Raw genomic sequence first — 10,619 nt, 5'->3', positions numbered from 1 at the left:
CCAGCTCCAGTAGCTCTTCACGTGTCTCGTACGGGATCGCTCTACGCACCACAACGCTCCTTGCGGGTCAGCGTTGCTTAGACCGATGGATTCCGCGTGGTTGCAACGCCTGGGAAGTGCAGGTTCGGCTGCATACCTTGGGAAACCTGCAACGCCCCCTCCGCAGCAACACCGGTCATCTCCCGGCCGACACCCGGATGAATCATCTGCAGGGCCTCGGGTACCCGGGGGAGGACCGAGAAGCACATCTCCCGGAAGGAGATCACCATGGGTGACACCGACAAGCTGGAGAACCTGGGCCAGGAGAAGCTGGGTGAGGCCAAGGAGGCCTTCGGCAAGGCATCGGACGACGATGACCTGGAGGCCGAGGGCAAGGCCGATCAGATGAAGGGCAGCCTCAAGCAGGCCGGCGAGAAGGTCAAGGACGCCTTCAGCTGATGTGAACCACGCACGAGGACCCGCGGCCTCCGCGGGTCCTCGTGCTGCGTCTCCGGGCGGCGTCGTGACCCGCGCCGGTTGACCGCGGCCGTCGGCCGGCGGGTAGTGTCTGCAGCACCGTTCGACACCTTTAACGAGCCGTCCCGTGAGGCGGAGAAGGAGTCAGGCGCACAGATGCCTACCTCTGACGATGCACCGCAGCCCGCCGCCGGCCAGGGCCGCGTCGTGCTCGACGCCGACGACATCAACCGGGCGCTGACCCGCATCTCGCACGAGATCCTCGAGCGCAACAAGGGTCCCGAGGACCTGCTGCTGCTCGGTCTCCAGACCCGCGGCGTCCCGCTGTCGCAGCGGATCGCGGCGAAGATCACCGAGGTCGAGGGCTCCAGCGTCGCGACCGGCTCGCTCGACGTGACGATGTACCGCGACGACCTGAAGTCCCACCCCACGCGCAGCCCGCACCAGACCCAGATCCCGGGCGGCGGGATCGACGGCAAGACCGTGGTCCTGGTCGACGACGTGCTCTTCTCCGGACGCACGATCCGTGCGGCGCTCGACGCCCTCAACGACCTGGGCCGCCCCGCCGTCGTACGCCTCGCCGTGCTGGTCGACCGCGGTCACCGCGAGCTCCCGATCCGCGCCGACCACGTCGGCAAGAACCTGCCCACCGCCCGTACCGAGCGCGTCAACTTGCGCCTGGTCGAGACCGACGGCGAGGACGAGGTGAGGATCCAGTGAGGAACCTGCTCAGCATCGACGACGTGGACGCCGCCAAGATCCAGGAGATCTTCGCGACCGCCGCCGAGATGCACGACGTGCAGAAGCGCGCGGTGAAGAAGCTGCCCGCCCTGCGCGGCCGCACGGTCATCAACCTCTTCTTCGAGGACTCCACCCGCACGCGCTCGAGCTTCGAGATCGCCGGCAAGTGGCTCTCGGCCGACGTCATCAACATCTCCGCCAAGGGCTCGAGCACCTCCAAGGGCGAGAGCCTGCGCGACACCGTGCTGACGGTGACCGCGATGGGCGTCGACGGGCTCGTGATGCGCCACTCGGCCTCCGGCGCGGCCCACCAGGTCGCCGGCTGGCTCGACATCCCGGTCATCAACGCCGGCGACGGCACCCACGAGCACCCCACCCAGGCGCTGCTCGACGGCTACACCCTCACCCGCCGCTTCGGCTCGCTCGAGGGCAAGCACGTCGCGATCGTCGGCGACCTGACCCACAGCCGCGTCTTCCGCTCCAACGTCAAGAGCCTCACCAAGCTCGGCGCCCGGGTCACCGCCGTCGCGCCGCCGACGCTCATGCCCAGCGGCGTGGCCGAGTGGTCCAAGGCCGACGGGTTCGCCACGACGTACGACCTCGACGAGGTGCTGCCCGAGGCCGACGCGGTGATGATGCTGCGCGTCCAGAGGGAGCGCATGAGCGGCGGCTACTTCCCGACGGCCCGCGAGTACACCGTCGGCTACGGCTTGACCCGGTCGCGACTCGCCGCCCTGCGGCCCGGCACCCCGATCCTGCACCCCGGCCCGATGAACCGCGGCCTGGAGATCTCCGCCGAGGCCGCCGACGCGGTCGACCAGTCGTTGGTCCTCGACCAGGTCTCGGCCGGCGTCGCGGTGCGGATGTCGGTGCTCTACCACCTGCTCGCCGGCGAAGGAGAAGTCCTGTGAGGACGGACGTGGCCGCCTCGGCGCGTGACGCGATCGAGGGATCTGGGCTGAGGCCACGAACGGGCCGAACGAGACTGGAGGGATTGTGACTGTGCTGATCAAGGGCGCCCGCATCCTCGGGGGCGAGCCCACCGACGTGTACGTCGAGGACGGCGTCATCACCGAGATCGGCGCCATCCACGGCTCCGTGGGGGAGCAGATCGACGCCGACGGCCTGGTGCTGCTGCCGGGTCTGGTCGACCTGCACACCCACCTGCGCGAGCCGGGCCGCGAGGACGCCGAGACGGTGCTGTCCGGCTCCCGTGCCGCCGCGGTCGGTGGCTTCACGGCCATCCTGGCGATGGCAAACACCAACCCGGTGACCGACACCGCCGAGGCGGCCGAGCGCGTCCTCGATCTCGGGGTCCAGGCGGGCCTGGTCGACGTGCAGCCCGTCGGCGCCGTCACCAAGGGCCTGCACGGCGAGGAGCTCGCCGAGCTCGGCCTGATGGCGCGGTCCCGCGCCAAGGTCCGGGTCTTCTCCGACGACGGCAAGTGCGTGCACGACGCCCGTGTGATGCGCCGAGCGCTGGAGTACGTCAAGACGTTCGGGGGAGTCGTCTCCCAGCACAGCCAGGACCCGAGCCTGGCGCCGTACGGCACCGCCTGCTGCCACGAGGGCGAGCTGTCCGGCCGCCTCGGCCTGCCCGGCTGGCCCGGCGTCGCCGAGGAGGTCATCGTCGCCCGCGACGTGATGCTCGCGCGCCACACCAACAGCCGGGTCCACGTCGCGCACGTCTCGACCGCCGGCTCCATCGAGGTGATCCGCTGGGCCAAGGCCGCGGGCATCAGCGTCACGGCCGAGGTCACCCCGCACCACCTGATCCTCACCACCGACGAGCTCATCGCCTACGACCCGACGTACAAGGTGAACCCGCCGCTGCGTCCCGCCGAGGACGTCCAGGCGCTGCGCGCCGCGCTGGCCGACGGCACCATCGACGCGGTCGCCACCGACCACGCCCCGCACGCCCGCCAGGACAAGGAGCACGCGTTCGTCGACGCGGCGTTCGGCATGCTCGGCCTGGAGACCTCGCTGGCCGTCGTCACCACGACGATGGTCGAGACCGGGTTGCTCGACTGGGCCGGCGTCGCCCGCGTCATGGCGCAGAACCCCGCTCGGATCGCCGGGCTCGACGGCCACGGCCACGAGATCAGGGTCGGCGCTCCCGCCAACCTGACCCTGGTCGACCCGACCGCCACGGTGACCGTCGACCGCGACGCCAGCGTCTCGCTGAGCCGCAACAACCCCTGGCACGGGCGCGAGCTCACCGGCCGCGTGGTGGCGACGTACCTCCGCGGCAAGCAGACGTACGACGCTGCGGCGACCGCGCTGCCATGAGCGACACCTCGGGCGGCGACTGGCCGACCTACGACCCCGCCGACCAGCCGGCTCCGGCCGAGGAGGCGCCGAGCGGCTTCCACGACGACGCCCTGGTCGGCCACGTCGGTGTCGTGGTCCTCGCGGTGCCCGGTGGAGCAGGCCCGGGCGAGGTCCGGATCCAGCACCGAGGAATCCACGAAATCTTCCTCGCTTTCGCGGATGAGCCGATCGACGACGGGGTAGAAGTCCGCGTGACCACGGTGCGCGGTCCCCGTCAGGTCGGTATCACTCCCACGACCGCGTGATCCCGGCGGCAACAGCCGCCTCTACGCGAAGAAGGTTCAACCCATGTTCGGATGGCATGTTCCGGCGCCTGACCAGGCGATGCTCGTCTCCGGTGGCAAGACGCGCGGGGACGGCGCGCTGCCGTTCCGCATCGTCACCGGTCACGGTGCGTTCGTGGTCCCGGTGTTCCGCCGGGTCTCCTACCTGACGCTGTCGCTGATGGAGTCGGTGATCGAGGAGTCCTGCGTGACGCAGCAGGGCATCGGTCTGGCGGTCAAGGCCGTCATCGCCTTCAAGGTCGGCTCCGACCACGCCAGCATCGCCGCCGCTGCCCAGCGCTTCCTGGACGACCAGGACCGGATGAGCGTGCTCACCGGCCAGATCTTCGCCGGCCACCTGCGCTCGATCGTCGGCTCGATGACGGTCGAGGACATCATCCGCGAGCGCCAGAAGCTCGCCGAGCAGGTGCTGGCCGCGTCCAAGCTGGAGATGGCGAACCTCGGCCTCGCCGTCGACTCGCTGCAGATCCAGTCCATCGACGACAAGGGCAGCGGCTACATCACGTCCCTGGCCGCGCCCCACCAGGCGTCGATCCAGCAGGCCGCCAAGATCGCGCAGGCCCAGGCCGACCAGCTCGCCGCGGAGGCGCAGCAGGCCTCGGCGCAGAAGCAGGCCGAGTACGCCCGCGCGACGGCGGTCAAGCAGGCCGAGTACCAGTCGGAGATCGACCGCGCGACGGCGACCGCCAACCAGTCCGGACCGCTGGCCGCTGCCCAGGCCCAGCAGGCGGTGCTCGAGGAGCAGGCCAAGGTCGCTGCCAAGAACGCCGAGCTGCGCGAGGCGGAGCTGGTCGCCGAGGTCGTCAAGCCCGCCCAGGCCGAGGCCGAGCGGATCCGCACCCTGGCCCAGGCCGAGGCCGACCGCACCAAGATGTCGGCCGAGGCGTCGGCGGCCGAGGGCCGGATCGCGCTGGACCAGGCGATCATCGCCCAGCTGCCCGAGATGATGAAGGCGGCCGCGAGCGGCCTGGCCAACGCCAACCTGACGATCCTCAACGGCGCCGACGGCCTCAACGACGCCGTCGCCCAGCTGGCCGCGCAGGGTTCCACCATCCTGCAGACGCTGACCGGTGGGCTGTCCTCGAACGGTTCGCAGCAGCAGCCGGAGCGGCCGGCGACGCCTGAGCTCAACGCCGTGCCGGAGGCCTGAGCCGCGCCTGGCCCGGCCCGCTGACGGTTCCCCGGACCGCCGCCCCTCCGCAGTTGTCGCGGGCGGGCGGCGGTGCCGTCCGGCGTGCTGCTCACTGGTAGGGTCGGGCCTGAACCGAACGTCCTTTAACCACCGTCCTGTGAGGCGGAGAAGGAGGCCCGGGTGCCCAGTCGCGCCACCATTCCTGCGTTGCTCGTTCTCGAGGATGGCCGCGTCTTCCGCGGTGAGTCCTACGGCGCCGAGGGGGAGACCTTCGGCGAGGCGGTCTTCTCCACCGGCATGTCCGGCTACCAGGAGACGCTGACGGATCCGTCGTACCACCGCCAGGTGGTCGTGATGACCGCTCCGCACATCGGCAACACCGGCATGAACGACGAGGACCCGGAGTCCCGCCGCATCTGGGTCGCCGGGTACGTCGTGCGCGACCCCGCCCGCGTTCCCTCCAACTGGCGCTCGGTACGCAGCCTCGCCGACGAGCTCGACGAGCAGTGCGTCGTCGGCATCTCCGGCATCGACACCCGCGCGCTGACCCGGCACCTGCGCGAGGTCGGCGCGATGCGCGTCGGCATCTCCACCGTCGAGACCGACCCCGAGGTCCTGCTGGCCAAGGTCAAGGCCTCCGCCGAGATGACCGGCGCCAACCTCTCCGACGCCGTCTCCGTCTCGGAGGCGTACGTCGTCCCGGCGGTCGGCGAGAAGCGGTTCACCGTGGCCGCCGTCGACCTGGGCATCAAGGCGAACACCCCCCGGATGATGGCCGAGCGCGGCATCGAGGTGCACGTGCTCCCCGCCAACGCCAGCATCGAGGACGTCAAGGCGGTCAGCCCCGATGGCCTCTTCTTCTCCAACGGCCCCGGTGACCCGGCCGCGACGACCGGCCAGGTCGAGCTGCTCCAGGCCGCCCTCGCCGACGAGATCCCGTACTTCGGCATCTGCTTCGGCAACCAGCTCTTCGGCCGCGCGCTCGGCTTCGGCACCTACAAGCTGAAGTACGGCCACCGCGGCATCAACCAGCCGGTGATGGACCGCACGACCGGCAAGGTCGAGGTCACCGCTCACAACCACGGCTTCGCGGTGGATGCACCGCTCGACGGGAGCACCAGCACGCCGTACGGCGAGGCGACGGTCTCCCACGTCAACCTCAACGACAACTGCGTCGAGGGCCTGGAGCTGCGCGAGGTCTCGACGGGCTCGACCCCCGGAGCGCTCAAGGCCTTCTCCGTCCAGTACCACCCCGAGGCCGCGGCCGGCCCGCACGACGCGGCGTACCTCTTCGACCGGTTCTGCGATCTGATGACCGACAGGAAGGCGAACTGACATGCCGAAGCGCGACGACATCAAGTCCGTCCTCGTGATCGGCTCCGGCCCGATCATCATCGGCCAGGCGTGCGAGTTCGACTACTCCGGCACCCAGGCCTGCCGCATCCTCAAGGCCGAGGGCCTGCGGGTCATCCTGATCAACTCCAACCCGGCCACGATCATGACCGACCCGGAGTTCGCCGACGCGACGTACGTCGAGCCGATCACCCCCGAGTTCGTCGAGAAGGTGATCGCCAAGGAGCGCCCTGACGCGATCCTGCCGACCCTCGGTGGCCAGACCGCTCTCAACGCCGCCATCGCGGCCCACGAGAACGGCGTCCTGGAGAAGTACGGCGTCGAGATGATCGGTGCCAACTTCGAGGCGATCCACCGCGGTGAGAACCGTGAGCTGTTCAACGCGATCGTCGAGAAGGTCGGCGGCGAGGTCTGCCGCTCCGAGATCTGCCACACGATGGACGAGGTCATCGCGGCCGTCGACACCCTCGGTGGCGTCTACCCGGTCGTCATCCGCCCGTCCTTCACCATGGGCGGCACCGGCTCCGGCATCGCCTACGACGAGGCCGAGCTGCGCCGCCTCGCGGGCGCCGGCCTCTCCGCCTCGCCGACCACCGAGGTCCTGATCGAGGAGTCGATCATCGGCTGGAAGGAGTACGAGCTGGAGGTGATGCGCGACAAGTTGGACAACGTCGTCATCATCTGCTCGATCGAGAACTTCGATCCGATGGGCACGCACACGGGTGACTCGATCACCGTCGCGCCGGCGATGACGCTGACCGACCGCGAGTACCAGCACCTGCGCGACCTGGCCATCGGCATCATCCGCGAGGTCGGCGTCGACACCGGCGGCTGCAACATCCAGTACGCCGTCAACCCCGCCGACGGCCGGGTCATCGTGATCGAGATGAACCCTCGCGTCTCGCGCTCCTCGGCGCTGGCGTCGAAGGCGACCGGCTACCCGATCGCCAAGATCGCCGCCAAGGTCGCCATCGGCTACACCCTCGACGAGATCGAGAACGACATCACCGCCGGCCCCCAGGGCTCGACCGCTGCGAGCTTCGAGCCGACGCTCGACTACGTCGTGGTGAAGGTCCCGCGGTTCGCGTTCGAGAAGTTCCCGACCGCCGACGACACCCTCACCACCCACATGAAGTCCGTGGGCGAGGCGATGTCGATCGGCCGCAACTTCACCGAGGCGTTCAACAAGGCGCTGCGCTCCATGGAGAACAAGGCCGCGCCGTTCCGCTTCACCGGGGAGCCCGGCGACAAGACCGAGCTGCTCGAGCTCATCAAGCGTCCGCACGACGGCCGGGTCCAGAAGGTGATGCAGGCGATCCGTGCCGGCGCCACCCAGCAGGAGATCTTCGACGCCACCAGGATCGACCCCTGGTTCGTCGACCAGCTCTACCTGATCCACGAGGTCGCCGAGGCCACGGCGAACGCCCAGGAGCTCGACGAGCCGACGCTGCGCCTGGCCAAGCGGCACGGCCTCTCCGACGCCCAGATCGCCGACATGCGCGGCTGGACCGAGGCCGAGGTCCGGGCCGCGCGCTGGGCGACCAACGTCCGCCCGGTCTACAAGACGGTCGACACCTGTGCCGCCGAGTTCGCCGCGAAGACGCCGTACCACTACTCCTCCTACGACGAGGAGACCGAGGTCCTGCCGCGCGAGCGCCGGGCCGTGCTGATCCTCGGCAGTGGTCCCAACCGCATCGGTCAGGGCATCGAGTTCGACTACTCCTGCGTGCACGCGGCGCTCGAGCTGAGCAAGGCCGGCTACGAGACCATCATGGTCAACTGCAACCCGGAGACGGTCTCGACCGACTACGACACCGCCGACCGTCTCTACTTCGAGCCGCTGACTCTCGAGGACGTCCTCGAGATCTACCACGCCGAGCTCGCCGCGGGCCCGGTCGCCGGTGTCATCGCGACGCTCGGTGGCCAGACGCCGCTGGGCCTGGCGCAGGGCCTCAAGGACGCCGGTGTCCCGATCGTCGGCACCCAGCCCGAGGCCATCGACCTGGCCGAGGAGCGCGGTGCGTTCGGCCGGGTCCTCGACGAGGCCGGCCTGGTCGCGCCCAAGCACGGCACCGCCGTCTCCTTCGAGGACTCCCGCGACATCGCCCACTCCATCGGCTACCCGGTGCTGGTGCGGCCGTCGTACGTCCTGGGCGGACGCGGCATGCAGATCGTCTACTCCGACGACCAGCTCGAGTCCTACCTCGAGGCCGCCACCGACCTGATCTCCGAGGACCGGCCGGTCCTGATCGACCGCTTCATCGACGACGCGGTCGAGATCGACGTCGACGCGCTGTACGACGGCGACGAGCTGTTCCTCGGCGGCGTGATGGAGCACATCGAGGAGGCCGGCATCCACTCCGGTGACTCCTCCTGCACCCTGCCCCCGATCACCCTGGGTGCGGCCGAGATCGACCGGATCCGCAAGGCCACCGAGGGCATCGCCAAGGGCGTCGGCGTACGCGGCCTGATCAACATCCAGTTCGCGCTCGGCTCCGACGTGCTCTACGTCCTCGAGGCCAACCCGCGCGCCTCCCGCACGGTGCCCTTCGTCTCCAAGGCGACCGGCACCTCGCTGGCCAAGGCCGCGTCCCGCGTGATGATGGGCGAGACGATCGCCGAGCTGCGCAAGGCCGGAGTCCTCCCCGCGGAGGGTGACGGCGGCCTGCTGCCGGCCGATGCCCCGATCGCGGTCAAGGAGGCGGTCCTCCCGTTCAACCGCTTCCGTACGCCGGAGGGCAAGTTCGTCGACTCCGTGCTCGGCCCGGAGATGAAGTCCACCGGCGAGGTCATGGGCTTCGACGCCGACTTCGGCACCGCGTTCTCCAAGGCCCAGGCCGCGGCGTACGGCCCGCTGCCGACGTCCGGCAAGGTCTTCATCTCGATCGCCAACCGCGACAAGCGCTCGATGATCTTCCCGGCCCGGGTCCTGGCCGACTACGGCTTCGAGCTGCTCGCCACGCAGGGCACCGTCGAGGTGCTGCGCCGCAACGGCATCGACGCCACCGTCGTGCGCAAGCACTTCGAGGGCGAGGGCGGCGAGGGCGAGAAGACCTCGGTCCAGATGATCCTCGACGGCGAGATCGACCTGATCGTCAACACCCCGAACGGCTCGGCCTCCGAGGCGCGCGTGGACGGCTACGAGATCCGCGCCGCCGCGGTCCTGACCGGCACTCCGTGCATCACCACCGTCCAGGGCGCCGCGGCCGCGGTCCAGGGCATCGCTGCCGTGCGCAGCGGCGACATCGGCGTGAAGTCGCTCCAGGAGTGGGCCGCGGAGATCGCTCGGTGAGGCTCTACGACGCCGCGTTCAAGCACGGCTTCACCCGGGTCGACCCCGAGAAGGCGCACCACCTGGCGTTCGGGGCGATCCGGGCCGCAGGCCCCGTCCTGCAGCGTGCGCCGCAGCCGGGCCGTCCGGTCAACGCCCTCGGGCTGACCTTCCCCAACGCGCTCGGCCTCGCCGCCGGCTTCGACAAGCTCGGCGTGGGCTTCGACGCGCTGGCGGGCCTGGGCTTCGGCCACGTCGAGATCGGCACGGTCACGGCGCACGCCCAGCCGGGCAACCCGCAGCCGCGGCTGTTCCGCCTGGTCGAGGACCGCGCGGTCGTCAACCGGATGGGCTTCAACAACGACGGTGCCGACGCGGTCGCCCAGCGCCTGGCCGCCCACCGCCGCAAGGCCAAGGGTCCGATCCTCGGCATCAACATCGGCAAGTCCAAGGTCGTGCCCGACGAGGACCAGGCCGCGGTCGAGCAGGACTACGCGACGTCGACCCGCCTGCTGGCGCCGTACGCCGACTACCTCGTGGTCAACGTCAGCTCGCCGAACACCCCCGGTCTGCGCAACCTCCAGGCCGTGGAGAAGCTCGAGCCGCTGCTGGCCCACGTCCGTCGCGTCGCCGACGACGCGCGCCGTGACAAGCGGGTCCCGCTCCTGGTGAAGATCGCCCCGGACCTCGCCGATGAGGACGTCATCGCAGTCGCCGAGATGGCGCTCAGCCTCAAGCTCGACGGCATCATCGCCACGAACACCACGATCAGCCGCGACGGCCTTCGCTCGACGCCCGAGCAGATCGAGGCGTGTGGCGCCGGTGGCCTCTCGGGCGCGCCGCTCAAGGCCCGCTCCACCGACGTCGTACGCCGCCTCCGCGCGCGGGTGGGCCACGACCTCACCCTGATCGGTGTGGGCGGCATCTCGACCCCGCAGGACGCCCAGGAACGGCTCGCGGCCGGTGCCGACCTGCTGCAGGCCTACACCGCCTTCATCTACGGTGGCCCGACCTGGCCCCGCTCGATCCTCAAGGGCCTGAAGTAGGAGCA

General features: G+C 70.1%; 9 protein-coding genes. All 9 read left to right on the top strand.

All coding sequences use genetic code 11. The features are described 5' to 3' along the window. Positions 1–267 precede the first annotated feature (267 nt). The 9 genes from ACYVJ3_RS15530 (at position 268) to ACYVJ3_RS15490 (ending at position 10,614) form a co-directional block, all read left to right on the top strand. Positions 268–438, top strand: a complete 171-nt coding sequence (locus ACYVJ3_RS15530; protein WP_460853973.1) for a CsbD family protein — start codon at positions 268–270, stop codon at positions 436–438. 174 nt (positions 439–612) lie between these two features. Next, on the top strand, positions 613–1,176 hold the full coding sequence (pyrR, locus tag ACYVJ3_RS15525) for a bifunctional pyr operon transcriptional regulator/uracil phosphoribosyltransferase PyrR (RefSeq protein WP_460853972.1): 564 nt from the start codon (positions 613–615) through the stop codon (positions 1,174–1,176). Then, positions 1,173–2,108 carry an aspartate carbamoyltransferase catalytic subunit gene (locus ACYVJ3_RS15520; RefSeq protein ID WP_460853971.1) on the top strand — a complete coding sequence of 312 codons (936 nt, stop codon included), beginning with the start codon at positions 1,173–1,175 and terminating at the stop codon, positions 2,106–2,108. The genes pyrR and ACYVJ3_RS15520 overlap by 4 nt, the downstream gene beginning before the upstream one ends. An 82-nt stretch (positions 2,109–2,190) precedes the next feature. After that, positions 2,191–3,486 (top strand): dihydroorotase, encoded by a 1,296-nt coding sequence (locus ACYVJ3_RS15515; protein WP_460853977.1) that lies wholly within the window; start codon positions 2,191–2,193, stop codon positions 3,484–3,486. Further along, complete coding sequence (locus ACYVJ3_RS15510) at positions 3,483–3,773, top strand: hypothetical protein (protein WP_460853970.1); 291 nt, start codon at positions 3,483–3,485, stop codon at positions 3,771–3,773. The genes ACYVJ3_RS15515 and ACYVJ3_RS15510 overlap by 4 nt, the downstream gene beginning before the upstream one ends. A gap of 43 nt (positions 3,774–3,816) precedes the next feature. Then, on the top strand, positions 3,817–4,962 hold the full coding sequence (locus ACYVJ3_RS15505) for an SPFH domain-containing protein (protein WP_460853969.1): 1,146 nt from the start codon (positions 3,817–3,819) through the stop codon (positions 4,960–4,962). Between the two features lie 162 nt (positions 4,963–5,124). Continuing rightward, positions 5,125–6,279 (top strand): glutamine-hydrolyzing carbamoyl-phosphate synthase small subunit, encoded by a 1,155-nt coding sequence (gene carA, locus ACYVJ3_RS15500; RefSeq protein WP_460853967.1) that lies wholly within the window; start codon positions 5,125–5,127, stop codon positions 6,277–6,279. Between the two features lies 1 nt (position 6,280). After that, positions 6,281–9,589 (top strand): carbamoyl-phosphate synthase large subunit, encoded by a 3,309-nt coding sequence (carB, locus tag ACYVJ3_RS15495; protein WP_460853966.1) that lies wholly within the window; start codon positions 6,281–6,283, stop codon positions 9,587–9,589. Next, positions 9,586–10,614, top strand: coding sequence for a quinone-dependent dihydroorotate dehydrogenase (locus ACYVJ3_RS15490; protein WP_460853965.1), 1,029 nt, complete (start codon positions 9,586–9,588; stop codon positions 10,612–10,614). Before carB ends, ACYVJ3_RS15490 begins: the two co-directional genes overlap by 4 nt. The last annotated feature ends 5 nt before the right edge of the window (positions 10,615–10,619 follow it).

Source organism: Nocardioides montaniterrae (assembly GCF_054782655.1).
Note: the sequence above shows the minus strand (reverse complement) of the source record. Positions and strands in the feature narration are given on the sequence as shown.

What these genes read in the sequence shown, in the direction of transcription:
- ACYVJ3_RS15530 (WP_460853973.1), top strand. Translation starts at nt 268, where the DNA reads ATGGGTGACACCGACAAGCTGGAGAACCTGGGCCAGGAGAAGCTGGGT.
- pyrR (WP_460853972.1), top strand. Translation starts at nt 613, where the DNA reads ATGCCTACCTCTGACGATGCACCGCAGCCCGCCGCCGGCCAGGGCCGC.
- ACYVJ3_RS15510 (WP_460853970.1), top strand. Translation starts at nt 3,483, where the DNA reads ATGAGCGACACCTCGGGCGGCGACTGGCCGACCTACGACCCCGCCGAC.
- ACYVJ3_RS15505 (WP_460853969.1), top strand. Translation starts at nt 3,817, where the DNA reads ATGTTCGGATGGCATGTTCCGGCGCCTGACCAGGCGATGCTCGTCTCC.
- carB (WP_460853966.1), top strand. Translation starts at nt 6,281, where the DNA reads ATGCCGAAGCGCGACGACATCAAGTCCGTCCTCGTGATCGGCTCCGGC.